This window comes from Halobaculum magnesiiphilum, from assembly GCF_019823105.1.
In the GTDB taxonomy this organism is placed as follows: Archaea; Halobacteriota; Halobacteria; order Halobacteriales; family Haloferacaceae; genus Halobaculum; species Halobaculum magnesiiphilum.
Genome location: NZ_CP081958.1, coordinates 2,712,054 through 2,736,972, shown reverse-complemented (window position 1 = coordinate 2,736,972; position 24,919 = coordinate 2,712,054). Strand labels below are relative to the sequence as shown.

General features: G+C 72.3%; 27 protein-coding genes. 13 read left to right on the top strand and 14 right to left on the bottom strand.

Annotated features, from left to right (window positions below):
• Positions 1-84 precede the first annotated feature (84 nt).
• Together K6T50_RS14000 and K6T50_RS18950 are read right to left on the bottom strand one after the other, a co-directional pair.
• Positions 85-618 (bottom strand): DUF5815 family protein, encoded by a 534-nt coding sequence (locus K6T50_RS14000; protein ID WP_222607181.1) that lies wholly within the window; start codon positions 616-618, stop codon positions 85-87.
• A 130-nt stretch (positions 619-748) separates the two neighbouring features.
• Positions 749-1,135: a hypothetical protein gene (locus K6T50_RS18950; protein WP_225935331.1), complete on the bottom strand. Its 387-nt coding sequence runs from the start codon at positions 1,133-1,135 to the stop codon at positions 749-751.
• A 112-nt stretch (positions 1,136-1,247) separates the two neighbouring features.
• Here K6T50_RS18950 and K6T50_RS13990 point away from each other — a divergent pair, with 112 nt between their 5' ends.
• From K6T50_RS13990 to K6T50_RS13975, 4 genes are all read left to right on the top strand, one after another.
• Positions 1,248-2,618 (top strand): NAD(P)/FAD-dependent oxidoreductase, encoded by a 1,371-nt coding sequence (locus K6T50_RS13990; protein ID WP_222607180.1) that lies wholly within the window; start codon positions 1,248-1,250, stop codon positions 2,616-2,618.
• Positions 2,619-2,846: 228 nt separating this feature from the next.
• Positions 2,847-3,572, top strand: a complete 726-nt coding sequence (locus K6T50_RS13985; RefSeq protein ID WP_222607179.1) for a P-loop NTPase family protein — start codon at positions 2,847-2,849, stop codon at positions 3,570-3,572.
• Positions 3,572-3,892, top strand: coding sequence for a DUF8156 family protein (locus tag K6T50_RS13980; RefSeq protein ID WP_222607178.1), 321 nt, complete (start codon positions 3,572-3,574; stop codon positions 3,890-3,892). The genes K6T50_RS13985 and K6T50_RS13980 overlap by 1 nt, the downstream gene beginning before the upstream one ends.
• Positions 3,889-6,153 (top strand): DNA polymerase domain-containing protein, encoded by a 2,265-nt coding sequence (locus K6T50_RS13975; RefSeq protein WP_222607177.1) that lies wholly within the window; start codon positions 3,889-3,891, stop codon positions 6,151-6,153. Before K6T50_RS13980 ends, K6T50_RS13975 begins: the two co-directional genes overlap by 4 nt.
• 114 nt (positions 6,154-6,267) lie before the next feature.
• On the opposite strand, the gene K6T50_RS13970 is transcribed toward K6T50_RS13975, so the two are convergent.
• Positions 6,268-6,564, bottom strand: coding sequence for an SUI1 family translation initiation factor (locus K6T50_RS13970; RefSeq protein ID WP_222607176.1), 297 nt, complete (start codon positions 6,562-6,564; stop codon positions 6,268-6,270).
• A gap of 80 nt (positions 6,565-6,644) precedes the next feature.
• Positions 6,645-7,907 (bottom strand): isocitrate dehydrogenase (NADP(+)), encoded by a 1,263-nt coding sequence (gene icd, locus K6T50_RS13965; RefSeq protein ID WP_222607175.1) that lies wholly within the window; start codon positions 7,905-7,907, stop codon positions 6,645-6,647.
• 237 nt (positions 7,908-8,144) lie between these two features.
• Here icd and K6T50_RS13960 point away from each other — a divergent pair, with 237 nt between their 5' ends.
• From K6T50_RS13960 to K6T50_RS13950, 3 genes are all read left to right on the top strand, one after another.
• Positions 8,145-10,217 carry an aldo/keto reductase gene (locus K6T50_RS13960; protein WP_222607174.1) on the top strand — a complete coding sequence of 691 codons (2,073 nt, stop codon included), beginning with the start codon at positions 8,145-8,147 and terminating at the stop codon, positions 10,215-10,217.
• On the top strand, positions 10,214-11,086 hold the full coding sequence (locus tag K6T50_RS13955) for a CDP-alcohol phosphatidyltransferase family protein (protein WP_222607173.1): 873 nt from the start codon (positions 10,214-10,216) through the stop codon (positions 11,084-11,086). The genes K6T50_RS13960 and K6T50_RS13955 overlap by 4 nt, the downstream gene beginning before the upstream one ends.
• A gap of 91 nt (positions 11,087-11,177) precedes the next feature.
• The gene (locus tag K6T50_RS13950) at positions 11,178-12,092 is read left to right on the top strand and encodes an isoaspartyl peptidase/L-asparaginase (protein WP_222607172.1); all 915 of its coding nucleotides are present in this window, start codon (positions 11,178-11,180) and stop codon (positions 12,090-12,092) included.
• Positions 12,093-12,139: 47 nt separating this feature from the next.
• Here K6T50_RS13950 and K6T50_RS13945 read toward each other — a convergent pair whose 3' ends face one another.
• Positions 12,140-13,021 (bottom strand): DUF63 family protein, encoded by an 882-nt coding sequence (locus K6T50_RS13945; RefSeq protein ID WP_222607171.1) that lies wholly within the window; start codon positions 13,019-13,021, stop codon positions 12,140-12,142.
• A gap of 237 nt (positions 13,022-13,258) precedes the next feature.
• On the opposite strand from K6T50_RS13945, the gene K6T50_RS13940 reads away from it, so the two are divergent.
• Together K6T50_RS13940 and deoC are read left to right on the top strand one after the other, a co-directional pair.
• Positions 13,259-13,432 carry a hypothetical protein gene (locus K6T50_RS13940; RefSeq protein WP_222607170.1) on the top strand — a complete coding sequence of 58 codons (174 nt, stop codon included), beginning with the start codon at positions 13,259-13,261 and terminating at the stop codon, positions 13,430-13,432.
• Between the two features lie 48 nt (positions 13,433-13,480).
• Entirely contained in the window at positions 13,481-14,284 is an 804-nt protein-coding gene (gene deoC / locus K6T50_RS13935; RefSeq protein ID WP_425601388.1) for a deoxyribose-phosphate aldolase, read from the top strand.
• A gap of 45 nt (positions 14,285-14,329) precedes the next feature.
• Here deoC and K6T50_RS13930 read toward each other — a convergent pair whose 3' ends face one another.
• Positions 14,330-15,517 (bottom strand): outer membrane protein assembly factor BamB family protein, encoded by a 1,188-nt coding sequence (locus K6T50_RS13930; protein WP_222607169.1) that lies wholly within the window; start codon positions 15,515-15,517, stop codon positions 14,330-14,332.
• A gap of 132 nt (positions 15,518-15,649) precedes the next feature.
• Between K6T50_RS13930 and K6T50_RS13925 the strand changes: the two genes are divergently transcribed.
• The 3 genes from K6T50_RS13925 (at position 15,650) to K6T50_RS13915 (ending at position 18,125) form a co-directional block, all read left to right on the top strand.
• Positions 15,650-16,900: a tRNA (N(6)-L-threonylcarbamoyladenosine(37)-C(2))-methylthiotransferase gene (locus K6T50_RS13925; RefSeq protein ID WP_222607168.1), complete on the top strand. Its 1,251-nt coding sequence runs from the start codon at positions 15,650-15,652 to the stop codon at positions 16,898-16,900.
• A gap of 77 nt (positions 16,901-16,977) precedes the next feature.
• The gene (locus K6T50_RS13920) at positions 16,978-17,553 is read left to right on the top strand and encodes a S26 family signal peptidase (RefSeq protein WP_225935330.1); all 576 of its coding nucleotides are present in this window, start codon (positions 16,978-16,980) and stop codon (positions 17,551-17,553) included.
• Positions 17,554-17,663: 110 nt separating this feature from the next.
• Positions 17,664-18,125: a hypothetical protein gene (locus K6T50_RS13915; RefSeq protein WP_222607167.1), complete on the top strand. Its 462-nt coding sequence runs from the start codon at positions 17,664-17,666 to the stop codon at positions 18,123-18,125.
• Here the strand turns inward: K6T50_RS13915 and K6T50_RS13910 are convergent.
• The 8 genes from K6T50_RS13910 to K6T50_RS13875 form a co-directional block, all read right to left on the bottom strand.
• A complete protein-coding gene (locus K6T50_RS13910; RefSeq protein WP_222607166.1) occupies positions 18,119-19,084 on the bottom strand; it encodes a cation diffusion facilitator family transporter in 966 nt (321 codons plus the stop codon). The two genes, K6T50_RS13915 and K6T50_RS13910, sit on opposite strands and share 7 nt — an antisense overlap.
• A 100-nt stretch (positions 19,085-19,184) precedes the next feature.
• Complete coding sequence (locus tag K6T50_RS13905) at positions 19,185-19,448, bottom strand: DUF7314 family protein (protein WP_222607165.1); 264 nt, start codon at positions 19,446-19,448, stop codon at positions 19,185-19,187.
• 4 nt (positions 19,449-19,452) lie between these two features.
• The gene (locus tag K6T50_RS13900; protein WP_225935329.1) at positions 19,453-19,911 is read right to left on the bottom strand and encodes a DUF7315 family membrane protein; all 459 of its coding nucleotides are present in this window, start codon (positions 19,909-19,911) and stop codon (positions 19,453-19,455) included.
• Positions 19,912-20,104: 193 nt separating this feature from the next.
• Positions 20,105-20,881, bottom strand: coding sequence for a cytochrome b family protein (locus K6T50_RS13895; RefSeq protein ID WP_222607164.1), 777 nt, complete (start codon positions 20,879-20,881; stop codon positions 20,105-20,107).
• A gap of 4 nt (positions 20,882-20,885) precedes the next feature.
• Positions 20,886-21,692 carry a cytochrome b gene (locus K6T50_RS13890; RefSeq protein ID WP_222607163.1) on the bottom strand — a complete coding sequence of 269 codons (807 nt, stop codon included), beginning with the start codon at positions 21,690-21,692 and terminating at the stop codon, positions 20,886-20,888.
• Between the two features lie 4 nt (positions 21,693-21,696).
• On the bottom strand, positions 21,697-22,083 hold the full coding sequence (locus K6T50_RS13885; protein ID WP_222607162.1) for a DUF7318 family protein: 387 nt from the start codon (positions 22,081-22,083) through the stop codon (positions 21,697-21,699).
• A gap of 6 nt (positions 22,084-22,089) precedes the next feature.
• A complete protein-coding gene (locus K6T50_RS13880) occupies positions 22,090-22,716 on the bottom strand; it encodes a plastocyanin/azurin family copper-binding protein (RefSeq protein ID WP_222607161.1) in 627 nt (208 codons plus the stop codon).
• 77 nt (positions 22,717-22,793) lie between these two features.
• On the bottom strand, positions 22,794-23,711 hold the full coding sequence (locus K6T50_RS13875) for a DUF7319 domain-containing protein (protein ID WP_222607160.1): 918 nt from the start codon (positions 23,709-23,711) through the stop codon (positions 22,794-22,796).
• 286 nt (positions 23,712-23,997) lie between these two features.
• On the opposite strand from K6T50_RS13875, the gene K6T50_RS13870 reads away from it, so the two are divergent.
• The gene (locus K6T50_RS13870) at positions 23,998-24,906 is read left to right on the top strand and encodes a cupredoxin domain-containing protein (RefSeq protein WP_222607159.1); all 909 of its coding nucleotides are present in this window, start codon (positions 23,998-24,000) and stop codon (positions 24,904-24,906) included.
• The last annotated feature ends 13 nt before the right edge of the window (positions 24,907-24,919 follow it).

The window sequence follows — 24,919 nt, the reverse complement described above, 5'->3', positions numbered from 1 at the left end:
GCCGTCGCCGCGGCGGTCGCGGTCGCTGTCCGAGCCGATCGACCGAATCGGTACCGACAACAGAAACGCAAGACTCGCAGGAGATCAGACGTACACGTCGTCGGCTTCGAGGTCCCGCTCGGCGCGGTACTGCTCGACGAAATCGCTCACGTCGAACTCCAGCATCTGCTCTTCGAACTGCGTCATCGCCGTCGAGTCGTCGGCGTGACTGACGGCGTGCTCCATCAGCTCGATCACCAACTCGACGACGATCTCGTGGAGGCGCCGGGAGTCGAACTCCGTCACCCACAGCATCGAGTAGCCCATGTCGGGGTTCTCGCTGGCGTCGACTGCCGTCACCCGTTCGGGGAACTCCTCCAGCACGATGCCCATCAGGTGCGGGGTGCCGAACTCCGGCATCTCGTCGCTGGTCGTCTCGACGGCCTCCCGCAGCGTCCCGACCAGGAACTCCGGGAGGAAGCGCTCGGGCGGGTTCACGTCGGTGACGACGCCGTGGGTCGCCCCGCACGCGCAGTCGTACTCGCGCATGCCGAGGTCGAACACCGACATCGGCCGCGTCTCGCCGCACGGCAGCTCGACGGCGTCGTCCCCGCCTCCGGGGACGCGCGGTTCGCTCATACCCGCCGTTGGCTCCCGCGTGGGTTAAAAAGCGCGTTCGTCGCCGGCGACGCCGCGGTCGCACGTCTGCCGGGTCGGGGTCGCGTCCGGCGGACGGCCCCGATCCCGACCGCGGGCCCCTCGCCGACCATCACTCGTAGTTCTCGTGGGCCGGCCCCTCCGTGTCGGGGTCCGGATCCGCGTCCACGTCGGCCTCGTGTTCCGGCTGGCCGACCTCCCCGACCTCCTCGTCCGGGTCGAGCACGCCCTTCCCCTCCTCGTGATCTTCGTCCTCGTGATCAGCCTCCTCGTGCCCTTCGTGCTCCCCGTCCTCGTCCTCGTCTCCCGCGCCCTCGTGACCGTGTTCCCCGTGGTCGCTTCCGCCGTGGCGCTCCACCTCCACCTCGACTTCGATCTCCAGCCCGTCGGTCTCCAACTCGGCCTCGTACTCGGTCGCGTCGCCGACCTCGACCTCCAGTTCGTCGCCGTCGACCTCCACTTCAACCTCGACCTCCACCTCGATGTCGTCGTCCGTCATACGTCCGCGTTCGTTCGCCAGCGGTTTCAGCGTTCCCGCCGCGCCGGGCTCGCTCAGGGCCGACCGTCGCCCATCCACAAGCGACTTGCCACGCCGTCCCGCAGTCCACGGCATGATCGCTATCGTCGGCGGCGGCATCGCGGGCCTGGCCGCCGCCCGTCGCCTGCGCTCGAACGGGCGCGAGGTGACGGTGTACGAGGCCGGCGGCGAGGACGCGCTGGGCGGGCTCGCGCGCACCTACGGGACCGCGGGCGACGACATCGAGCAGTTCTACCACCACCTCTCGAAGTCCGAGGAGACGATCGTCGAGCTGGCCGAGGAGCTGGGCGTCGGCGACCGCCTGGAGTGGCTCGTCGGGAAGAACGCCTACTACGTCGACGGCGTCGTGCACCCGCTGGACACGCCGTGGCAGATCCTCGCGTACCCGCACATGAGCGTGTACGACAAGTTCCGGCTGGGGATGCTCACCCTGGAGATCGACGTGCGCGGCGGGATCCCCTCGTTCGACACGTACGACGACCTCGCGGACTTCGAGGACGTTCCGATCCGGGAGTTCCTCGTCGAACACACCTCCCGCGGCGTGTACGAGAACTTCTTCGAGCCCCTGCTGGACGCGAAGTTCGGCAGCCGCAAGGACGACGTGAGCGCCGCCTGGCTCCTAGGTCGGGTGAAGTTCCGCGGCGAGCGCGACCTCCTCCGGGGGGAGATCCTCGGCTACTTCGACGGCGGCTTCGCGCCCGTCATCGACGCGCTGGTCGACGACGTGGGGATGGAGAACGTCGAGACGAACGCCCGCGTCGTCGACCTCGACATCGACGGCGCCGGCGACGGAGAGGGCGACGGAGACAGAGAGAGCAACGAAACCGACGGCGCCGACGCGGTCTCGGCGATCACCGTCGAGCAGGACGGGGAGACGCGAACGGAGGCAGTCGACGGCGTCGTCGTCGCGACGATGCCGAACGTGCTGGAGGGCCTGACTGGCTACGCCTGCGACATCGACTTCCAGGGGGCCGTCTGCGCGGTGGTCACGATGGAGGAGCCGCTGACGGACACCTACTGGCTCAACATCGCCCACGACGCCCCCTTCGGCGCGCTCATCGAGCACACGAACTTCGTGCCGCCCGAGCGCTACGGCGGCGACCACCTCCTGTACGTCGCCAGCTACGTGCAAACCGAGGACGAGTGGCTCGCGACCGCCGACGAGGAGGAGATCGAAGACCGTTGGCTCGATCACGTCGCGGAGATGTTCCCCGACTTCTCGCGCGACGCGGTCACCGAGTTCCGGCTCGCGCGCGCGCCGCGGGCGGCGCCCGTCTACGAGCGCGGCTACCTCGACCTGGTCGTCCCCTACGATCTGGGCGACGAGGTCGCCGACGGGCTCTACTACGCGGGGATGGCCAGCGAGGCGCAGTACCCCGAGCGCAGCCTGAACGGCGGCGTCGTCGCCGGCTACGAGTGCGCCAACCGGATCCTCGGGAACTGATCCCCGGGGACGGTCGGTCCTCCGCGGCGGTCCGGGACCCGCCGATGGGATCGAGGTCCCGCGGCGCCGCGGTCGCGTCGACGTTCACTTCCGCCCGGAGAGTACAGATCGAACAGCCGAAATTCTGCGTATTCGAGCCGCCTCTGTACCGGATTCGCCTCGTGAGTCGGTTCACTTCCACCGCGCTCACGGCTCGCGACTAAGTGTCGAGCGGCGGATCCCTCGACCATGCGACTCCCGACGACGGACCGTCCCGCGCCGACCGACCGTCCGGCCCCGGAGCCGGGCGTCACCGTGCTGCGAACCGAGCGCGCCGGGGGCGGCGCGGTCGCCCGCCTCGCGACCGACTGGCTCGCGCGCGACCCCGGGCCGGCCTACTGGGTCGACGCCGGTGGCGCTGCCGACACCCGCCGGCTGTACGACGCCGCCCCGACCCGCCGGACGCTCGCGGGGCTTCGCGTCGCCCGGGCGTTCACCGCCTACCAGCACGCCGAACTCATCCGCCGGCTCCCCCGGCGCGCCCGCCCCGGGACGCGGCTGATGGTCGTCGCCGACGCCGCGCGCCCGTACCGCGAGGGCGACGCGCCCGACGACGAGGCCCGTCGCCTCCGCCGGGCGGGCACGGCCGTCCTGACAGAGCTCGCGGCCGCGTTCGACTGTCCCGTCCTCGTGTCGGTCGCCGGCGACGGCGACCACGCCGACGCCGTCGCCGACGCGGCCGACCGCGTCATCGAGTGCGAGGCGACGCCGTTCGGGACCCGCTTCGACGCGCCGGGAGAGACCGTCCGGGGCTACCGCGTCGCCGGCGGCTGGCAGACGACGGTCCCCTACTGGGTCGACCTGTTCGGCGTCGACCCCGCGGACCCGCTGTCGACGGCCTCGCCGGCGGCCGTCGCGGCGGCGACGACCGGACCGCTGGCTGCGACCGCCGACGCCGGCGACGGGGGTGGCTGATGGGGCGCACGACGCCCACCTACCGGCGGTTCCTCGACGCCTACGAGGACGACTGGGCCGACTACCGGCGCGCGCTGCGCCGCGAGCACCGGGGCGACTTCGACCGGCTGTTCGAGGGCGCGGCCGCCCACGCGCACGCCGCCGGCCTCCAGAACCCGCCGGACGCGCTGGAGGCGATGTACCTCTCGATGCTACTGGCCCACCGGGCGGAGATCCGTCGCCTCCGGGACCGGCTCGACGCCGTCGAGTCGGCGGGGACGGACGACACCGAACCCGCCGAGTCGGCGGAGTCCGCCGGCCCCCCGGAGTCCGACACGTGACCGTCGCGATCGAGTTCGTCGACGGCGACCCGGTCGTCTGGGAGCGTCCGGCAGAGGCGACGCCGCCGGGGGAGCCCGCGACCGCCGTCCCTCGCCGCGATCCCGACTACGAGCCGGCGTTCCTCGTCGCCGGGCCCTCGCGGGCCCGGGCCCGGCTCGCCGACTGGCTCGCCGGCGACGACCGCGTGACCGGGACCGCGACCCGCCGTCGCTACCGGTCGCTCGCCGACCGCGAGGGCGAACGCATGCTTCGGGTCGGCGTTCGCGACCCCGCCGCCGTTCGGTCGGTCGCGCGTCGCGTCCGGCGGGGGTTCGAGCGCGCGCACTACGCGCCGGGGACGCTGCGCCTGTTCGACGTGGACCTGGACCCGACGTTCCGCTACTGCCTCGACACAGGGGCGCGGCCCGTCCCCGACGCCGGCGACGCGGACCTCACGACGCTCCGGGTCGACCTGCCCGAGGACGCGCTGGCGGCCGGCGACGCCGGCGCGCTCCGGATCGGCGGCGACCCGGCGGCGCCCGACGGCGACGAGCGGGCCGCGATCGAGACGCTGCACGGAACGCTCGCCCGCCGCGACCCGGACGCGCTCGTGGTCTCTGACGGCGACCTCCTCCCGGTGGTCGCCGAGCGCGCGGACGACCTCGGCGTGTCGTTCCGGTGGGGCCGCCACGACGAGCGACAGGTCCGCCGGGTCGCCGGCGCGAACAGCTACGAGAGCTACGGCCGGGTCGGCTTCTCGCCCGCGCGGTACGTCGTCCCCGGCCGGGCCGTCGTCGACCGCTCGGGCAGCTTCCTGTGGGGGGACGGCGGCCTGGAGGGACTCGTGTACTTCGCGCGGCGTTCCCGGCGGCCGTTACAGGCGACGGCTCGGGCGAGCATCGGCGGCGTGCTCACCTCGATGCAGGTGTACCACGCCCGCGGCCGCGGGGTCCACGCGCCGTGGCGACCCTGGACGCCCGAGCGGTTCAAGCCCCTCTCGACGCTGCACGACGCCGACCGGGGCGGCGTCACGGTCTCGCCGCGGGTCGGCGTCCACGAGGACGTGGTCGAGGTCGACTTCGCCTCGCTGTACCCGGCGGTCATCCGCGCGCACAACGTCAGCCCCGAGACGGTCCGGTGTGACTGCTGTCGGGACGGGGACCCGGGAACCGGGTCGGTGCCGAACCTCGGCTACCGCGTCTGCGACCGCGAGGGGTTCCTCCCGGGCGTGCTCGGGCGCCTGCTCGACGACCGCGCGACCGCGAAGGCGTTCGTCGCCGGCGGCGACGACACGCGGCGGCGGATCGGCGGCGACGCGGTCGACCCGGCGGGGGCCGGCCGCATCGCCGACGCGATCAAGTGGGTGCTCGTGTCGTGTTTCGGCTACCAGGGGTACCGGAACGCGAAGTTCGGCCGCATCGAGTGTCACGAGGCGATCAACGCCCACGCCCGCGAGGCGCTGCTCGACGCGAAGGCGGCGTTCGAGGCCGGCGGCTGGCGCGTCCTCCACGCCATCGTCGACAGCGTCTGGGTCGCCCGCGACGACGACCGCGACCCCGTTCCGGCACGGGAGCTCGCCGCAGACGTGAGCGACGCCGTCGGCGTGGCCCTGGAGTTCGAGGCGCGCTACGACTGGGTCTGTTTCGTCCCCAAGCGCGACTCGCGGGCGGGGGCGCTCACGAAGTACTTCGGCCGGCGCGCCGACGGCGGCGTCCGCGTCCGCGGGATCGAGTGCCGCCAGCGGAGCACGACGGCGTTCGTCGCCGACGCACAGCGGGAGATGATCCGCGCGCTCGACGGGACCGCTCAGGCGACGAACGCGGAGGGGGACGCGGGAGCGGCCAACACCGACCCCGACGCCGATTCCGGCCTCGTCGAGGACCCCCCGGCGGCGGCCTGTCGCGTGCTCGCCGAGCGCCTCCGCGACCTCCGGACCGGCGGCGTCGACCCGGCGGACCTGGTGATCCGGACGCGCGCCTCCAAGGACCCGGAGGCGTACGACCGGGACACGACGACGGCGGCGGCGCTGGCGCGGTACGAGCGCGCCGGCGTCGACCGCTCGGCCGGACAGACGGTCGCGTACGTCGTCGTCGACGACGACGCCCGCGGCGCCGACCGGGTCCGGCTCGACTTCGAGAGCCCCGGGAGCTACGACGCCGACGCCTACCGCGAGCGACTGCTCCGCGCCGCGCTCAGCGTGGTCTCGCCGTTCGGCTGGGACCGGGAGGACGTGACGGCGTTCCTCGCCGACGGACGGAACGCCCGGCTGTCGGCGTACTGACCGGGGGCGGCGCTCCGGGCGAGCGCGTCACTCCGCGTCGCCGCCGGTGACCGCGCCGTCCCGGAACGCTCAGACCGACCGGATCGACCGGATCGATCGGACCGACCGAGCGGCTCAGGCGACCTCGAACCCGCGGTCGGCGAGCAGGTCGCGCACGCGGTCGGCGTGGTCGCCCTGCACTTCGATGACGCCGGCGTCGGCGTCGACGGTGCCGCCGGCGCCGACGGCGGACTTCAGCTCCGAGGCGAGGTCGGCGAGGTCGGTCGCGTCCGGATCGAACCCCTCGATCACGGTGACGGGCTTGTCGTAGGTGCGCCGCTCGACGCGGATCGACAGCGTCTGGTCGGCCCGGTCGAGGTCGGCGGTCGGGTCGTCCGGGATCCCCGCGAAGGGATCGTCGTCGTCGCTCACACCCGCGGGTACGCGTCGGAGGCTGAAAAACTGCGGTGTGGTCGTGTGTGCGCCGCGAACGTGCGGCGCGGCGACGACGCTTACGCGAGGTCGTGGATGCGCTCGACGACCTCCTCGGCGAACTCGGAGGTGGCGAGCTTCGTGGCGCCCTCGCGCTGGCGTTCGAGGTCGTAGGTGACGCGACCCTCGCTGATCTGCTGTTCGACGGCGTCGCGAACGAGGTCCGCGGCGTCGCTCCAGCCGAGGTAATCGAGCATCTCGCGGCCCGAGAGGATCATCGCGGTCGGGTTGACCTTGTCCTGGCCGGCGTACTTGGGAGCGGAGCCGTGGACCGGCTCGGCCAGGGCCTTGCCCTCGCCGTAGTTGACGCCCGGCGCGATGCCGAGGCCGCCGATCTGCGCGCCGGCGGCGTCGGACATGTAGTCGCCGTTGAGGTTCATCGTCGCGATGACGGAGTACTCGTCCGTCCGCGTGAGGAGCTGCTGGAGCATGTTGTCGGCGATGCGGTCGTTGACGACCACGGTGCCGTCGGGCTGCTCGCCGTCGTACTCGTCCCACAGCTCGTCCTCGGTGATCACGTTCTCGCCGTACTCCTCCTCGGCGACCTCGTAGCCCCAGTCGCGGAAGGCGGCCTCGGTGAACTTCATGATGTTCCCCTTGTGGACGAGCGTGACCGAGTCGCGGTCGTTCTTGACGGCGTAGTCGATGGCCTCGCGGATGAGGCGCTTGGAGCCGAACTCGGTGATGGGTTTGACGCCGATGCCGACGGGGCCGTCGTGGATGGTCGAGTCGAAGCCCATGTCCTCCTCGACGAACTCGCGGACCCGCTCGACCTCGTCGGTGCCGGCCTCCCACTCGATGCCGGCGTACACGTCCTCGGTGTTCTCCCGGAACGTGATCATGTCCATCTCCTCGGGGTTCTTGACCGGCGACGGAACGCCGTCGAGGTGATAGGTGGGGCGGACGTTCGCGTACAGGTCGAGCGTCTTGCGCAGCGCCACGTTGAGCGATCGGAACCCGGATCCGACCGGCGTCGTCAGCGGTCCCTTGATGCCGACGCGGAACTCGCGGAACGCCTCGACGGTCTCGTCGGGGAGGTTCTCGTCGTACTTCTCGCGGGCGGACTCGCCGGCGTATACGCGCATCCACGCGATGGAGCGGCCGGTGGCCTCGGCCGCGGCATCGAGCACCTTCTGGGCCGCGGGCCCCACGTCGGTGCCGATGCCGTCGCCGTGGATGATCGGGATGATCGGGTTCTCGGGAACGTCGAGTTCGCCCGTCTCCTCGTCGGCGAGGGTGATGACCTCGCCCTCCTCGGGGCGTTCGGCGATGTCGTAGCTCATAGGCTACCAGCGGCTTCCGACGGCGAGCGAAAAAGCCTGCCGTTCTCCGTCTCCCGGGACCGAACGGCGGGAACGAGCCACACACTGACGGTCGGACGCGACCTGGGAAACCGGGGCCGGGAAAATCGTCAACCGGGCGACCATCGGCCGGGCGGACCGCCGACCAGGTTTTCTTCCCGTCGTCCCCCTCGGGGTTCCGCCCTCCGGTTATTTGGTCGATCGGTCCGTGGATCGGGTGTGGATTGTCTGTTCGTCGGCGCCGGCGCGGTCGCCCGCCAGTACGCGGCCGGGCTCGACGCCTCGCCGCTGTCGCTCGCGGCCGTCTGCGACCTCGACCGGGAGCGGGCGGAATCGTTCGCCGCCGATGTCGGCGACGGTGCCGACGGTGCCGACGGCGACGCTGACGGCGACGCCGACGGAGACGCGGGCGGGGGCGACGCCGACACCCCCGCCGCCTACGCCGACCTCGACGCGATGCTCGTCGCGGAGTCGGCCCCCCTCGTCGTCAACCTCACGAGCCACGCCGCCCACGCGGCGGTGACTCGGACGTGTCTGGAGGCCGACCGCCATGTCTTCTCGGAGAAGCCGCTCGCGCTCGACCCGTCGGAGGCGGGCGACCTCCTGACGCTCGCCAGCGACCGCGATCTCGCGCTCGGTTGCGCGCCCATCGCCCCCGACTGCGACCCCCAGCGCCACGCCCGGACGCTCCTGTCGGACGGCCGCCTCGGCGACGTGGGCCTCGTCTACGCGACGGCCCACGTCGGCCGGGTGACCGAGTGGCACGATCGGCCCGACTCCTTCCTGTCGGTCGGCCCGCTGTACGACGGCGCGGTGTACCCGCTGTCGGTGCTGGTCGACTGGTTCGGCCCCGTCGCGCGGGTGCGCTCGGCCGACGCCGTCGACGCGTGGCCCGAGCGGGAGCCCCGCCGACCGGAGGCGCCCGCGCACGTCGAGGCGACCGTCGAGTTCGCCGACGGGCCGGTCGTCTCCCTGCGCGCGAGCCTGTACGCCGACCACCGCAGCCGGGAGTTCTACTCGCTGGAGTGCCACGGCGACGACGGCACCCTCTATCTCGCGGACGCCGGCGCGATGGCCGCCGACCGCGACGCGGTCCGGGTCCGCGGCGGCGACCGCGACTCGGTGCCCGCGCCGCACCCGCGTCCGCGACGCGAGCGCTCGCACCTCGACGGCCCCGAACGGGTCGCTCGGGGGATCGGGCGCGGCGACCGCCCACGGGCGTCCGCGCGGCGCGCTGCACACGTCGTCGCCGTCTGCGCTGCGATCGAGGCGGCGGCGACCGACCCGGACGGGACCGGGCGGGCGGTCGGCGCCCGCGGCGGCGACGGCGGCGACGCCGGCGAGCTTGCGGCCGCCGTCGGCGCCCGGTCGGCCCCCGCGGTCCGGCCGCCGGCGTGGGGGCGCGACTCCGGGTCCGCGCTCCGCCTCCCGCCGGTCGGGTTCGGCTGCTCGCGCTATCAGGGCGACGAGTACGTCGACCGGATCGACTCGATCGCGACGGCGCTGGATGCGGGCTACCGCCTGCTCGACTCGGCGGAGCTGTACGGTAACGAGTCGCGTATCGGCGACTTGCTCGCGTCGCCCGGGACTCCCGACCGCGAGGGGCTGTTCCTGCTCGGGAAGGCGTGGAACACGAACCACGGCCGCCTCCGGGAGGCCTGCGAGGGGTCGCTGTCCGAGTTGGGGATCGACTCCTTCGACTGCTACGCGCTGCACTGGCCGGACGCGTGGCCGTACACCGAACCCCTCCGCGGGCTGGCCGAACGCCCGGTCGATGAGCAGGAGCGGCTCGCGTTCCCGGAAAACGACGACGGCGAGCGCGCGACCGCCGACCGCGATCTGGCGGACACGTGGCGCGAACTCGCGTCGCTGCGCGAGGAGGGACTCGTCCGGACGATCGGCATCTGCAACGTCGACCTCGACCGCCTGCGCGGCCTCGTCGCCGAGACGGGCATCGAGCCGGCGCTGGTGCAGGTGGAGCGCCACCCGTACACGCCGCGGAGCGAGTTGGTCGAGTGGTGTCACGACCGAGGGATCCGGGTGATCGCACACTCCCCGCTGTCGGCGCCGGGGCTGCTCGACGACCCGGTCGTGACCGCGGTCGCCGAGGAGTCGGACGCGACCCCCGCCGGGGTCGTCCTCGCGTGGAACGTCGCCGCCGGCGTCGTCCCGATCCCGGCCAGCAACGACCCCGAGCACGTCGTCGACAACCTCGCGGCCGCGCGGATCGAGCTCTCCCCGGCGCAGCGCCGACGGCTGGACGGCCTCGCGGACCCGGAGTTCGAGCGATGAGCGACGCCGACGCGGACCCCGTCGCGGTCGACCCGGCGTCGCCGGGCGCGAGCGCCCCGGTCTGGGTCGGGGTTGCGGTGCTGTCGGTCGGGGTCGGGGTCGGCGCCGGCGCGCTCGCCGCGGTCGCTGACCCGGACACGGCCGGCGCGTGGCTGGTCCCGGCGACCGTCGTCGTCGCCTGGGAGTGCGTATTCCTGCTCCGGCGACGGGGGCTGAACCATCCGCCCGGCGAGCCCGCGGCGGTCTCCGGTGGCGTCGGGCTCGCCAACGCCGTGACGCTCACGCGGGGGCTGCTGTACGCCGGCGTCGCGGGGTTCCTCCTGACCGGGCCGCTCGCGGGCGTGCTCGCGTGGACGCCGGCGCTGTTGTACGGGGCGGGCGCGGCCCTGGACGCCGTCGACGGAGCGATCGCCCGGAGCCTCGGCCGCCGGACCGTGCTCGGCGAGAAGCTCGACATGGGGATCGACACGCTCGGGTTCCTCGTCGCGCCGCTGGTCGGCGTCGCGTGGGGGCGCCTGCCGATCTGGTACCTCTCGCTGTCGGCGGCGCGCTACCTGTTCAAGCTGGGTCGCTGGCGGCGTCGCCGCCGCGGCCTCCCCGTGTTTGACCTGCCAGACAGTCGGGTTCGCCGACCGCTCGCGGGGACGCAGATGGCGTTCATCGCCGTCGCGCTCGCGCCGATACTCCCGCCGTCCGTGGTCGCCGCGGTCGCGGTCGCAGTGCTCGTCCCCTCGCTGGCGGTGTTCGCGCGCGACTACCTCGTCGTCGCGGGGCACCTCGACGGCGGGCGCGCCGAGGGCACCGGCAACGCCGAGGGCGACACCGACGCCGGCGCGACGAGCGACGGTGCGGATCCTGCCGACGACTGACGCCGGGAACGACAACGCGCCGCTCGTCTCGGTGCCGCCCTGGCCGGCCGGTTTCCGTGGATTGATGCGGGCCGACGCCGCCGGGACTCCCATGCGAGTTATCTGCCACGGCGGCGCGGGCGGCGTCCCCGACGAACCGGAGCCGAGACAGGCGGTCCTCGACGAGGCCGCCGAGACCGGCGCGGCCGAGTCCGACGCGGTCGACGCGGTCGTCTCCGCCGTCGAGGTGCTGGAGGAGTCCCCCCGGTTCAACGCCGGCTACGGCGGCGCGGTCCAGTCGGACGGCGTCGTCCGCACGGACGCGGGGCTCATGACCGACGAGCGCGAGGCCGGAGCCGTCGCGTCGATGCCGGGGGTGGCGAACGCCGCGGCGGTCGCGCGCGTCGTCATGGACGAGACACCCCACGTGTTCGTCTCGGGGGTGCACGCGGTCGATCTCGCCGACGACTTCGGGATCGAGGTCGAGCGCGACCTGCTGACCGACGACGGCCGCGAGTCCTACGAGGATGCCGACCCGCCGAGCCACGACGCCGGGCCGAAGTCACATCTGGAGTGGTTGGAGGAGAAGTTCGGGGGGAGCGCGTCGCGGAGCGACGCGGATCAGTCGAGCGGCCTCGGGCCGCGAGACCACGACACCGTCGGCGCCGTGGCACACGACCCGGAGACGGATTCGTTCGCGGCCTGCACCTCCACCGGCGGGCGCAAATTCGCGCTCGCGGGCCGCGTCGGCGACGTGCCCCAGATCGGCTCGGGGTTCTTCTGTGCGCCCGCCGGGGGCGCGAGCGCCACCGGCGCCGGCGAGGACATCGCGAAGGCGACGCTGACGTGCCGGGCGGTGCGACACCTAGAGAACGGGCTGGACGCGCAGGCGGCCGCGGATCGAGCGATCGAGGAGTTCGGCGAACTGACCGGCTCGTCGGCGGGCGTAATCGTCCTTGACGAAGGGGGCGCGGGATCTGCGTACAACTCCGAGGGGATGCAAACGAGCGTCGCGACCTCGGAGTAGCCGGAAGGGTTCGACCTCGCCCCGTCGTCCCGTCTATACTCCCGTTCCTACGCGATTTCGACCGCGAACAGCAGCGCGTTGTGCACGCCCGGTCCGAGCCCGACCGCCGTCACGAGCGCGAGCAGCGCGTACCCGTAGCGCGGCTCCTCGCGCACCGTCGGCGCGACAGCGAGGACGACGACCGCGGCGACGGCGAGCTTCACGAGCACGAACAGCCAGCCGGCGCCCAGCGCCTCCGCCGTGGGGAGCCCGGCCGCGAACTCCAGGATCAGCCGCGAGGCGGGCGTGCGCTCGCCGAACCCGAGCAGGTCGACCCCGACGGCGGTCGTCACACCGTCGACGCCGTGGGCGGCGACCGCGAGCAGCCCCGCGCGCCCAGCGACCGCGGCGTCCTCGCGCAGGCGGTACAGCAGCGCCCCGACGGCGACGCCGAGGGCGGCACCGCCGACCAGCCCGGCGGCGGGGAGCACGGGAGAGAGCGTGCCGTTCGCGACGCCGTAAGCGACGACGCCGCCGACCGCCGGGAGGAGCGCGACCGCGCCGGCGACCCCGAGCGCGCGGGCGTCGTCGCCGCCGATCGAGAGGGTCGCGAGCCAGACGGCCCCGGCGACGGCCGCGGTCGTGAGGTACGCGCTCGGCGTGCCGAACAGCGGCGCGAGCGCGGCAGGGAGCGCGCCGAGGCCGTACAGGACGTGGCCGGCGGCGCCGACGCACATCCACGGCACCAGCGCGAGCACGTGCCGGCCGCCGAAGGCGGGGTCGCGGCGCCGGACGCCGACGGCGACGCCCCCGAGCGCGACCCCGAGCGCGAGGAGGTACGGGAGCGGCGGCAGGCCGAAGCCGGCCGGAAGCACCTGCCCCGGGAGCACCTGCTCCGAGAGCACTTGCCCCGGAAGCGCGACCGACCGCGCGAAGGCGAGGGGAGTCATGATCGTGCGGGCGGCCCGCCGGATGAAAGCGTTGGGGGAATCGTCGCCGCCGCGGTCGACGAGCGGGCCGACCCTGCCGGCTGGTCGCATGCGAACCCACTCGTCTCCACCGGGCCGCATCCGGTCGCATCCGGCCACACCCGGCCACACCCGATCGCATCCACCCGAACCGGATGCACCCGATTCCGCCCGACCGCACCGACACCGTTAGGCGGCGCGCCCCCGTCCGGCGGACCCGTGCACCCGCTCGTTCGTGCTCTCCTCGCGTTCGGTGTAGTACCGTTGCTCCTGGCGCTGTCGTTCGTCCTCGTGCCGGACCCGACCGGAACGACGCCGATCCTCGTCGGACTCGGGGGATCACTCGTCGCCGTTCCGGTCGCGTACCTCGCGATCGGTCGCGCCGAAGCGTGAGCGGCGATACTCGGTAGCTTTTCCGGGCGTCCCGCCGGAGAGGCACGTATGACCGACGACGCGCACGACGCGACCGACGCCGATGACGCGCACGATGCCGACGACGCGCGTGATACCGACCGCTCACACGACCCCGAGCGCCCGTCCGCGATCGACGACCCCGCGTCGCTGTCGCCGGCGGCGTTCGCCGCGACGATCGACCACACGGTACTCGGCCCGGAGACGACGCTCGCCGACGTGGAAGCCCTCCTCGACGAGGCGGCCGAGCACGGCTTGAACGCCTGCATCCCGCCGTGTTACGTCGCCGAGGCCGCGGAGTACGCCCCCGACGTGACGCTCGCGACCGTGATCGGCTTCCCCCACGGCCAGCACACGCCCGAGGCGAAGCGCGACGAGGCCGAGGACGCCTGGCGCGCGGGCGCCGACGAACTCGACCTGGTGATCAACGTCGGTCGACTGCGGGCCGGCGAGGACGACGCCGTCCGCGAGGAGATCGCCGAGGTCGTCGCCGCCGTCCCCGTCCCGGTGAAGGTGATCATCGAGACGGCGCTGCTGTCGGACGAGGAGAAGCGCCGGGCGTGTGCGGCAGCTCGCGACGCCGACGCCGCGATGGTGAAGACGTCCACCGGGTTCGCCGACAGCGTTGCGTCGGAGACGCAACGTGCGAACGGCGACGCCGTGAGCGCCGGCGCGACCGTCGCCGACGTGGAGCTGATGAGCGAGTACCTCCCCGTGAAGGCCAGCGGCGGTGTCGGCAGCTACGCGGAGGCGATCGCGATGCTGGAGGCGGGCGCCGTCCGCATCGGCGCCTCCTCGGGCGTCGCGATCGTCGAGGGACATCCGGACGCCTGAGCCCGAGCTGCAGGTCGCGGCCGACCGCTCCCGAGTCCCGTCGCCTCACTCCAACACGACGACGCCGGAGGACCCGTCGAGGTCGTCGGAGGCGACGACGAGCGCGCCGTCGGCGATCGCGAGGTTCCTGACCGACAGGCTGCGGCGCCAGCGCTCCACGTCGACGCGGTAGGGGCCGACGCCGACGCCGCCGCCGAGCGCGTACGCCCGGAGCGCGCCGCCGACGCCGGCGTACAGCGTGTCGCCCGCGGCCACCGCCGGCGACACCGGAGCGACCCGGTCGACGGCGACGCGCCAGCGCCGGTCCCCGTCGCCGCCGTCGAACGCCGAGACGCCCTCCGAGCCCGCGCCCGCGACGAGCCCGCCGGCGTGCACGAGCGCGTCGGTCACCGTCGGCGCCGCCCGCGCGTGCCACTCCGTGCGCCCGGCGGCCGCGCCCGTGGCGAGTCGGAGGACGCCGCCGCCGAAGGTCGCCGCGTACACCGACCCGGGCGCCGCCGTCAGCGCGCGGACGGTGCCGGGGAGCTTGCGCCGCCACAGCGGGACGCCGCGCGGCTCCTCGTCCTCGTTCTCGACGACGTGCAGCTCGTAGGCCTCGCCGCCGGTGGTCCCGACGTAGATCCGGTCCTCCCGGGCGGCCAGCGAGTAGACGCCGGTGAACGCCTCGAACGTCCAGCGGGGCTCCCCGGTGCGCGGCGCCAGCGCCGCGACCCGTCCGTCCGTGTCGCCGACGATCACCGCGTCGCCGTCAGGCGCGGGCAGCGGCGCGGCCGCGAAGTCCCCGCTCGTCTCGACGCGCCAGCGCTCCTCCCCGGAGTCGACCTCGAGGGCGTACACCGCCGGCTCGTCGCGGCTGGAGACGTAGGCGACGCCGTCGGCGACCGAGACGCCGTACGGGCGGATCGAGGCCCGCCAGCGCTCGTCGCCGTCGCGCAGCCGGAGCGCGTACAGGCCGTCCTCGGCGGGGACGAACGCCGTCCCGTCCGCGACGACGATTCTCCCGACCGACAGTCCCGTCTCCGCGCGCCAGCGCTCTGTCGGCGGCGTGCGCGGCGCGACGGCGTCGGCCACGTAGCCGCTCGCGCGCGGGCCGTGCCCGGGGAGCGGCCACTCCGTGTTCGACTCCCTGCCCGGCGAGAACGTCGTCGCGTTCGGTCCGTTCCCCGAGCAGCCCGCAAGCCCCGCGGCTCCGACGGCGGCGATCCCGGAGAGTAGCCGGCGGCGCGAGGGCATCGGTTCGACCGATCCTTCGACGGACGGCGTATATCCGTTTCCCATCCGCGGGACCGAACGCCGCGGGTCGCCCGCGGGTCGCCCCGGACCGTACCCCTTAACCTCGCGCGCGGGCAGGATCGTGACAAGCGAATGGCGACGTACCACATCGAGACCTACGGCTGCACGTCCAACCGGGGTGAGAGCCGCGAGATCGAGCGCCGGCTCCGCGACGGCGGCCACCGCCCCGTGGACGGACCCGCCGAGGCGGACGTGGCCATCCTCAACACCTGCACGGTCGTCGAGAAGACCGAGCGAAACATGCTCCGGCGCGCCGAGGAGCTGTCCGAGGAGACGGCCGACCTCATCGTCACCGGCTGCATGGCGCTGGCGCAGGGCGAGCAGTTCGCCGAGGCCGACGTCGACGCGCAGGTCCTCCACTGGGAGGACGTGCCGACCGCGGTGATGAACGGCGAGTGCCCGACACCGACCGAGGGCACCGCGCCCGTCCTCGACGGGGAGGTCGGCATCCTCCCGATCGCGCGGGGCTGCATGAGCAACTGCTCGTACTGCATCACGAAGTTCGCGACCGGCCGCATCGACTCCCCGCCGGTCGCGGAGAACGTCGAGAAGGCGCGCGCGCTCGTCCACGCGGGCGCCAGCGAGATCCGCGTCACCGGCCAGGACACCGGCGTCTACGGCTGGGACGAGGGCGAGCGGAAGCTCCCCGAGCTGCTCGACCGGGTCTGCGACATCGACGGCGAGTTCCGCGTGCGCGTGGGGATGGCGAACCCCGGCGGGATCCACGGCATCCGCGAGGAACTGGCGGACGTGTTCGCCGAACACGAGAAGCTGTACGACTTCATCCACCTGCCGGTGCAGTCCGGCAGCGACGACGTGCTCGAGGACATGCGCCGCCAGCACCGCGTCGACGAGTTCCTCGAGATCGTCGAGACGTTCGACGAGCGCCTCGACGAGTGGACGCTCTCGACGGACTTCATCGTCGGCTTCCCCACAGAGACCGACCACGACCACGAGCAGTCGATGGCGCTGCTGCGGGAGGTGCGCCCCGAGAAGGTGAACGTCACCCGGTTCTCCAAGCGCCCCGGCACCGAGGCGGCCGACATGAAGGGGCTGGGCGGCCAGACGAAGAAGGACCGCTCGAAGGAGATGAGCGCGGCCAAGCGGGAGATCGTCGGCGAGGCGTACGAGTCGATGGTCGGCACCGAACGCCGAGTCCTCGTCGTCGAGGAGGGCACGGGCGACTCCGTCAAGTGTCGCGACGGCGCCTACCGGCAGGTGATCGTGCAGGAGGCCGACGCGCGCGGCGTCGAACCCGGCGACTTCCTCGACGTTGAGATCACCGGCCAGAACACGATGTACGCCTTCGGCGACCCGGTCTGACCGGTGCTGACGACGGGCCGAGTTGGAACCGGGATCCGGACCCGAAGACTGATTCTCTCTCGACCGCAGGTTCCGTCGTGATCCGCGCCCTCCGACAGGCCGCCCGCGACGCCGCGAGCACTGCGCTCGGGGTGGCTCTCGTCGCGGCGCTGCTGTTCGCCGTCGTGGGCGTGTGGCCGCCGATGGTCGCCGTCGAGTCCGGCAGCATGGAGCCGCACATGGAACGCGGCGACCTGATCGTCGTCTCCGATCCCACGCGCTTCGGCGACGACGGCGTCGCCGGTGTCCGAACCGCACACGAGGCGCCGGCCGAGCACCGGACCTTCGGCGCGCGCGGCGACGTGATCGTGTTCTCCTCGCCCGCGCTGCCGGGGACGCCGATCATCCACCGGGCGCACTTCCACGTCGAGGCGGGCGAGAACTGGTACGACGAGGCGAACCCCGAGTACCTCCCGCCGGGCGTCGACTCGTGTGCGGATCTCACCGACTGCCCGGCGCCCCGGTCGGGGTTCATCACGAAGGGCGACGCGAACGCGCGCTACGACCAGGTGAACGGGAACTCCCCCATCGTCACCCGCGACCGGATCCGGTCGGAGGCGCGCGTTAGGATCCCCATGCTCGGCCACATCCGGCTCACGCTCGCCGGAGAGTGACCGCGGGCGGCGGACGGGGCCCTCGGGGGGACCGGGGAACGCTCTCGCCTCGTCGTGAGCGCGCCATCGGGGCCGTCGGATTGATAGCGGACGGCAACGTACTGACAGCTATGACCCGGCCTCGCGGCGGCGACCGCGCGGGCGACCTGAGCGCGACCCGCACCGAGCACACGCTTCGGGACACGCTCCACGAGCTTCCGGTCGACGCGCTCGTCCCCGCGGGGTGGCGGGTCGGCACCGAGGTGGTGCAGTTCGAGGACCGCCTCCCGGCCGACGGCGTCACGCTCGGCCACGGCGACTACCCCCGCGACCTCGTGATCACCGACGCCGGCGCCGGCGAGGGTGAGGCGCTGGCAGTCCACGAGCGCGACCGCGTCGCCGGCCGGCGGACCGTCGTCGCCGGCGTCCCGACGACCGGCGACGGACGGGCGGAGTTGGAGGCCGCGCTCCGTGCGGCGGGCCGCGCGGCCGCCCGCATCGAGACGGGCGCGTCGGGCGAGGCGACCGTCGACCGGGCGGAGCCGTCGGTGTCGCTGTCGGGGGACGACGACCGCCGGGTGAACTTCTACTGATCGGCGGCGTCCGGGGGAGGAACGTCCGCCTCGGTCCCGTCGGCCTCCTCGGCGGCGATGCGCGCGTCGTCGGCCTCCTTCCACTCGCCCAGTTCCTTCGGGTCGACGTGGACGAACACGTCGTCGACGGCCGGGAGCGCGCGGATCGACTCGACCACCTCGGTCTCGATGTCGTGGGCCTCGAACAGCGACCGCTCGCCCTCCACCTCGATGTGAAGGCTCACGTCGACCTCGGGGCCGACGTAGTGGGCGACCACGTCGTGGGCGCCACGAACCTCGGGATGTGAGAGCGCCCGGTCGAGGATCTCCCCGCGGAGGTCCTCCGGCGGCGCCGCGCCCACGAGGTAGCCGACGTTGTCGCGGACGATCTCATAGCCCGTGTAGAGAATACCGACGGAGACGGCCACGGCCGCCAGCGCGTCGAGGGCGGGATAGCCGGCGGCGACCCCGAGCACGCCGACCAGCGCCGCCGCCGCGGTGAGCGTGTCGTTGCGGTTGTCCAGCGCGGTCGCCACCAGCGCCGGCGAGTCCCGCCGGCGACCGACGCGCAGGCAGTAGCGGTACAGGAGGAGCTTCACCGCGCCGGTGGCGACGAGCACCCCCACCGCGAGGGGACCGCCGGTGATCGTCCGCGGAGGCCCCGCCGACAACAGCGCCGTGGCCCCGGAGTAGGCGACGCCGATCCCGGCGACGAACACCCCCGCGGCGACGAACAGCGAGACGAACGGCTCGATGCGCTCGTGGCCGTGGGGGTGCTCGAAGTCCGGCGGCTGCGTGGTGAGATACAGTCCGGCGACCACGACCGCCGAGTAGGCGACGTCCGCGACGGAGTTCACCGCCTCCGACCCGACGGCCAGGCTCCCGGTCGCCTGCCAGACGAGCGCCTTCGCGACCGCCAACGCCAGGTTGACGCCGAGAATGACCACGCCGACGCGGCGGACGGTCGCCCTGCGATCCATACCGGGAGTGGGACTGCGGGCGATGAAAAGCGCTCCGCCGTGGACCGGCGGGGACGATGAGTCGAAATCGGCGGGGGAGCCGTCGCCGGCGACGAGCCCGTTACGCGCCCGACGCCGAGCCGCGGAACTGGTTGATCGCCGGGATCACCACCCAGAACGTCAGCGCGCCGATGATCGCCGTCCAGAAGAACACGTCGTTGAGGAAGATGCCGATCGCGTCGAAGACGGTGTTCGGCTCCGGCGGTGCCGCGATCAGCTGCCGGGGGCTCTCGAACGAGGGCGTCCGGTACCAGCCCGCGAGCACCATCCACGCGAGGCCCGCGCCGCAGAACAGCCCGAGGCCCTTGATGAACTCGTCTGCCATTGTCCTATACTTCGGGGTCGTCGTCTTGAGAGTTTCCGTTCTCGCCGGTCATCCCCGGCGCCCGAAACCGCGATCCCAACACGTACACGCCGGCGCCGAACGCGATGAGGCCCAGGCCCGCGAGCGAGAACAGCGCGGTCAGGAGCGTCTCCGAGGGAACGACCCCGACGGCGCCGAACACGCCCACCACGAGCTGCCGCGTCAGCGACACGTTCAGCGTCGCCGCATCGAGCATGACGAACCCGAGCACGACCGTCACCACCGCCGCCAGCGTCGAGTACGCCGTCACCCGCTTGTACACCGCGATCGGCACGACCACGTCGCGGGCGCGGCCCTCGCCGCTCGCGGCCGGCCCGTCGGGCTCTGACGCGTCCCCACCCGCGGTCGCGCCGTCGGCGCTCGCCGTCGTCCCCGGCGGGCCGTCGTCGGCCGCGGCATCCCCCTCGCGGGACGTATCGCTCATACCTCGCGGGAGGGGCTCGACGGTACTATGTCCTGCGGCATCGGTCGCCGTGGGCGACCGTGTAGAACCGTTCCGGGTCGGCGCCCGCGGCGACACTCGCGAGGAGGTCGGGGACGATAGCGGCGGAAGCGGCGGGACCGGCGAGAAGACGAGGAGCGAACCGAAGCGTCCGGACCGGCGCGACCGAGGGCGCCTACTTCGGGGGGCGCAGCCGGTAGTACCGGCGGTTCAGGTCGTACATGTACCCCTCGCGCATCGTCTTCAACACCGCGTAGGTGATGACCCCGACGATCGGCGGGAGGAGGAACGTCAGGTCGAACAGCAGGTCGACGTTCATCGGCATGAGGTTCTTCACCGACAGCATCGACAGCGTGAACGCCAGCGTCACGCCGAACATACCGACGGCCGCCCAGAACGGCTGCTCGACGGGGCGCCGGGCCGAGCCCTTGTTGATGAAGGGGACGATCGCGATGGCGCCGACGACGATGCCGTTCGCGAGCACGCCGTACGTCCGGTCGGCCATCAGCTTCTGGCCGCCGAGGATGGCGAGCTCGGGGTTGAGCGGGCCGAGCTTGAGCAGGCCGAACGACCAGTAGAGGTACCAGTCGGGCAGGATGATCGCCGGCGTCGAGTTCGGGTTCGCGGGGCTGCCGATGTGGGGCGGCAGCGTCGCCGACAGGAAGATGATCATCCCGACGAAGAAGCTGGTGAGCGCGAGGTTGCGCACCGTCTCGTGGGGCCACGTCGGGAACGCGAGCACGTCGCGCTCGACGTAGTCCGACTCGCGGCGAAGCGACTCGTCCTCGCTGCGCGCGCGCTCGAAGTACTCGTACGTCAGCCGGGAGAGCCCCTCGGTGCGCTCCTTGCGCTCGCGCCACGTCGGGGTCTCGTCGTCCGGCGCGACGATGCCGGTGCCGCCGCCGTCCGTCCGCGGTTCGTCGTCCGTGTTGGTGGTGGGTTCGTCGCTCATTGTCTTAGTGCGGCTCCGCGATGCCCTGCACCCACACGATGCCGATGTGGATCGCGATGAGGGCGGTCACCACGAACGGGAGCAGGAACACGTGGATGATGTACATACGCATCAGCGTCGCCTGGCTCAGCGAGAAGCCGCCGAACATCAGCTGGGCGACCCACTCGCCGATGAGCGGGATCGACAGCGCCATCTCGACGCCGATCTGGCCGGCCCAGAAGGCCAACTGGTCCCACGGCAGGAGGTATCCGGTGTAGCCGAACACCATCGTCAGCGAGATGAGCACGATGCCGAGCAGCCAGTTCAGCTCGCGCGGCTCCTTGTACGCGCCGGTGAAGTAGACGCGCAGCATGTGGAGGAACACCGCGGCGGTCATCACCTGCGCCGACCACCGGTGGATGGAGCGCAGCATGAAGCCGAACTGGAGGTCGCGCATGATGAACGCGATCTGACTGTAGGCGATCGACGCCTCTCCCGGGCCCGCAGAGCCGACCGCCGGAACGTAGTAGAATCCCAGTAAAGCCCCGGAGATGGCCGCCACGACGTACGCGAGGGTGCTGAAGAAGCCCAGCGTGTACAGCGCGTACCAGTACCAGAACTTGTTGTCCAGGTCGTACTGCTCCGTGTGCGACTTCGGCATCTGGAGGTTCGACCGGTAGTACAGCGACTCCAGCAGTTCGAGGTAATCCACGATGCGGAGGCGCTTGTCGACCCAGATGAGCGCGGTGAGGAACGTCGCCTCCACCGGCGTGAGGTCCTTGCTCTCGAGCCAGTTCTCGTGGTCGTACTCGTCTTTCTTTTCCAGACTCATCGTCTCACCGTTTGTAGTAGGGGTAGACGGCGCGTTTCACCTGCTCCCAGGCGTCGGTTCCGAGGGTCTCGCCGTCGACGTCCTCCTCGCGGATGTAGAGGTCCTCCCACTTGCGACGCCGCTTCTTGACGATCACGACGTCCGGGAGGAACTCCTTGCGGTACAGCGCCAGAATGAACGCGAGGTCGATGAAGATCACCGCGAGGATGCCGCCGAGGAACATGTTCCCCGTGTCCGAGAGGCCCCAGCCGTTGACGAGGCCGTAGGTGAACATGAACACGAACACGACCTCCACGACCGTCAGCAGGACGATCGCGATGGCCGCGGCCGTGCTCTCGCGGGCCGGTTCGTAGCGGTGGATGTCGCCGTAGGTCGATCCGGTACTGGACATCTCAGGTCACCTCCCGGTCCCCGTGTGTGCGGACTCGCCGTACTTCACCAGGTAGAACGTGAAGATCACGCTCATGATGATGCCGAGGATGGTGGCCGCGCCGACCCAGTGGGCCTGGATGGCGACCCCGAGGTCGTGCAGTTCCTTCCGGCCGCCGCCCCCCGTCGACACCGTCGGCACGTCCTCGCCGACGGCGATCCCGCCGAGCATCCCGAGCGACCGGTGGGGGTCACAGTAGTACGTGTAGATCCCGCCCGACTCGAACGTCACCTCGAACGTGAACCCCTCGTCCTCCAGAGGTTCGTGGCCGGAGACGTCGCCGGGATTGTCATCGAACAGCACGTTGTGACCGCCTGAGACCCACTCGAACGTGACGGTCGTTCCGGTGTCGATCCACAGCTCGGTCGGCAGGAACGCGAGGCCCCCGCCGCCGCCGACTTCGACGGTCACCTCGGAGCTGCCGCGGGCGTCCTGATACGTGCCGCCCTTGGCACCGTCGGTGTAGCCGCCGAAGTCGGGCCGTTGGCCGCCGCCGCCCTCCTGGGCCGCGGCGGTGCCGGCCGTCGCGGTCGCGCCCGCCCCGATGGCGGCCGTCGCACCGCCGGCCTGTCGCATAAAGTCCCGCCTCTTCATGGGTGTTTCAGGGTCGGGGTTGGGCGCGCATAAACCCACCGACCTCTCGGCCGGCGTGTTGCCGGGACAACGGCCCGCTATCCGTCGGTTTCGTCGCCGGTCGCCCCGGTCCGTGCGTCGGGTCCGGTCGCCCCCGCGGCCGCGTCGGCCGACCCCTCCGTGTCGCCCGAGGGCGACACGGTCGTCTCGGGCGGATCCGGCCCCTCTCCCCGGGCGGCCGCCAGCGCCTCCTCGGCGACCTCCTCGAACGGGACGAACTCCGCGTCGTCGCCGGGATCGGTGATGCCGGCCGCCCGGAGCCGGTCGCGGTACTCCTCGGCGCGGAACCGGTCCGACAGCCTGGCGTTCGCGACCAGCCCGAACAACAGCACCCCCACGACGAGGAAGAACCCGCCCATGACGGGCGCGACGATCGTCTCGACGCCCAGGAACAGCCACGCGACGAACAGCCCCAACCCGCCGAGGATCTGCATCGCCGCGACCACCTGGATCATCAGGTTCCCGAACTCGCCGGTCCCGGACTCGACCTCCTCGGGCGTCGGGAGCTCGTACTCCTCGGGCGGGTCTCGGACCTCGTAGGAGTCCATCGAGCACAGCGCCACGGTCGGCTTCACGTCCCTGAGGACGGTCCCCTCCCCCTCGACGCTCCCGTCATCGTAGACGACGGCCCAGCCCTCGTCGGAGTACGCGACGACTGACGGGGGGTCGTTCCGGCGGTCGAGCACCGCGAACACCTCCCGGGACGCGATCTGGCTTCGGAGGTCCCGCTCGACACGGTCGAGCAAGTCGCGACCGGTGATCCACGCGTCCGGGTCGAACGCCGCGTCCCACTCGGCCTCGGTCATCTCCGCCATGTCCGCCGGGCCGAAGTCGTCGAAGTCGTACTTCTCCTCGACTTCGGCCCGCAGCGCCTCGATCGAGTCGTCGGACGCGTCCTCGACCGAACCGGTGTCGACAGCGCGGGCACGCTCGGGCTCGTCCGCGGCGTCGGTCATCCCCTCCACGTCCGGGCCGTAGGCGCATAAGCGCCGCGACGTTCGACGGCGCGGGCCGGCCTCGACGGCGACACGTTGGTCGACCGTACCCGAACGTGATCCGGGTATGTTCTCGTTTCGTGACAGCTTGAAACCGGAACCGGTCGCGTCCGGTCCGGGTGACGAACCAGCCCGCCGAGGCGCCGGATCGACGAGCGATCGAGTTCGGGCGACCGCCGGTCGACAGGGTCGGCTTGCGGGACCGCACTCGGCGAGTAACGAACCCGTCGGCCGTCGATGAACTCCTATGGGTACCAGCAACGACCCAACGCACGGACAGTCGCGACGTGACGTGATGAAGGCGCTCGGCGTCGGAGCGGGCCTGTCGGTTGCCGGAGGGACCGCGGCCGCCCGGACCGGCGACAGCGGGGTCCGAGCCCAAACTGACGACGAGGAACCGGGTACCGTCCCCGACGGGTCAGGTGCCGGTACGGTACACGAAGTCCGAACCGTGATCGGCGGTCCGCCGACGAATCCCGACCGACCGGCGGACTTCTACTACGAGCCGACGGGGCTCCACGTGGATCCGGGGGACGTGATCAGGTTCGTCTTCGCGACCCCCGATCACAACGTCGTCGGGTACCATCCAGCGTACGGGATGCGCCGCCGCGTGCCGATCGGGGTCGAGGCGTTCTCCTCGCCGCTGCTCGGCTGGGCGCCGTCTTCCATCCCGGGCGACATGGTCGATCCGCCCGCGGAGACGATGGGCCCGGGTGAGGGTGACGACGGCGGCGACGACGACACCGACGATGACGGGGGGGACGGGCCGGTCCCCGACACGTGGCTGCACAGCTTCGACACGCCGGGCGTGTACGACCTCCTCTGTTCGCCCCACGAGGGGTTCGGCATGGCGATGCGCGTCGTCGTCGGGGACGATCCGGAGGCCCCCTTCGAGACCGAGGACCCGTCCGCGCTCCCGGAGCCGAGGGCGGGACCGGTCGGACTCGCGCGCGTGACGCTTACCGACCCCGCGCTACAGCCGTCGGCGATCGTGGAGGCCGGAACGGTCGAGTGGCAGTCGCTCGACTCGGTGCAGTCGGGGGCCGGTTCCGACGGCGGCGAGGGAAGCGGCGGTACCGGGGACGACGGCAGCGGGGACGACGATGACGGCGGAGACGACGGCACCGGGAACGACGACGGCGAAGGCGACGAGTAAGCACTCGGTCGTC

What these genes read in the sequence shown, in the direction of transcription:
- K6T50_RS14000 (WP_222607181.1), bottom strand. Translation starts at nt 618, where the DNA reads ATGAGCGAACCGCGCGTCCCCGGAGGCGGGGACGACGCCGTCGAGCTG.
- K6T50_RS18950 (WP_225935331.1), bottom strand. Translation starts at nt 1,135, where the DNA reads ATGACGGACGACGACATCGAGGTGGAGGTCGAGGTTGAAGTGGAGGTC.
- K6T50_RS13990 (WP_222607180.1), top strand. Translation starts at nt 1,248, where the DNA reads ATGATCGCTATCGTCGGCGGCGGCATCGCGGGCCTGGCCGCCGCCCGT.
- K6T50_RS13985 (WP_222607179.1), top strand. Translation starts at nt 2,847, where the DNA reads ATGCGACTCCCGACGACGGACCGTCCCGCGCCGACCGACCGTCCGGCC.
- K6T50_RS13980 (WP_222607178.1), top strand. Translation starts at nt 3,572, where the DNA reads ATGGGGCGCACGACGCCCACCTACCGGCGGTTCCTCGACGCCTACGAG.
- icd (WP_222607175.1), bottom strand. Translation starts at nt 7,907, where the DNA reads ATGAGCTACGACATCGCCGAACGCCCCGAGGAGGGCGAGGTCATCACC.
- K6T50_RS13955 (WP_222607173.1), top strand. Translation starts at nt 10,214, where the DNA reads ATGAGCGACGCCGACGCGGACCCCGTCGCGGTCGACCCGGCGTCGCCG.
- K6T50_RS13950 (WP_222607172.1), top strand. Translation starts at nt 11,178, where the DNA reads ATGCGAGTTATCTGCCACGGCGGCGCGGGCGGCGTCCCCGACGAACCG.
- K6T50_RS13945 (WP_222607171.1), bottom strand. Translation starts at nt 13,021, where the DNA reads ATGACTCCCCTCGCCTTCGCGCGGTCGGTCGCGCTTCCGGGGCAAGTG.
- deoC (WP_425601388.1), top strand. Translation starts at nt 13,481, where the DNA reads ATGACCGACGACGCGCACGACGCGACCGACGCCGATGACGCGCACGAT.
- K6T50_RS13930 (WP_222607169.1), bottom strand. Translation starts at nt 15,517, where the DNA reads ATGCCCTCGCGCCGCCGGCTACTCTCCGGGATCGCCGCCGTCGGAGCC.
- K6T50_RS13925 (WP_222607168.1), top strand. Translation starts at nt 15,650, where the DNA reads ATGGCGACGTACCACATCGAGACCTACGGCTGCACGTCCAACCGGGGT.
- K6T50_RS13915 (WP_222607167.1), top strand. Translation starts at nt 17,664, where the DNA reads ATGACCCGGCCTCGCGGCGGCGACCGCGCGGGCGACCTGAGCGCGACC.
- K6T50_RS13910 (WP_222607166.1), bottom strand. Translation starts at nt 19,084, where the DNA reads ATGGATCGCAGGGCGACCGTCCGCCGCGTCGGCGTGGTCATTCTCGGC.
- K6T50_RS13905 (WP_222607165.1), bottom strand. Translation starts at nt 19,448, where the DNA reads ATGGCAGACGAGTTCATCAAGGGCCTCGGGCTGTTCTGCGGCGCGGGC.
- K6T50_RS13900 (WP_225935329.1), bottom strand. Translation starts at nt 19,911, where the DNA reads ATGAGCGATACGTCCCGCGAGGGGGATGCCGCGGCCGACGACGGCCCG.
- K6T50_RS13895 (WP_222607164.1), bottom strand. Translation starts at nt 20,881, where the DNA reads ATGAGCGACGAACCCACCACCAACACGGACGACGAACCGCGGACGGAC.
- K6T50_RS13890 (WP_222607163.1), bottom strand. Translation starts at nt 21,692, where the DNA reads ATGAGTCTGGAAAAGAAAGACGAGTACGACCACGAGAACTGGCTCGAG.
- K6T50_RS13885 (WP_222607162.1), bottom strand. Translation starts at nt 22,083, where the DNA reads ATGTCCAGTACCGGATCGACCTACGGCGACATCCACCGCTACGAACCG.
- K6T50_RS13880 (WP_222607161.1), bottom strand. Translation starts at nt 22,716, where the DNA reads ATGAAGAGGCGGGACTTTATGCGACAGGCCGGCGGTGCGACGGCCGCC.
- K6T50_RS13875 (WP_222607160.1), bottom strand. Translation starts at nt 23,711, where the DNA reads ATGACCGACGCCGCGGACGAGCCCGAGCGTGCCCGCGCTGTCGACACC.
- K6T50_RS13870 (WP_222607159.1), top strand. Translation starts at nt 23,998, where the DNA reads ATGGGTACCAGCAACGACCCAACGCACGGACAGTCGCGACGTGACGTG.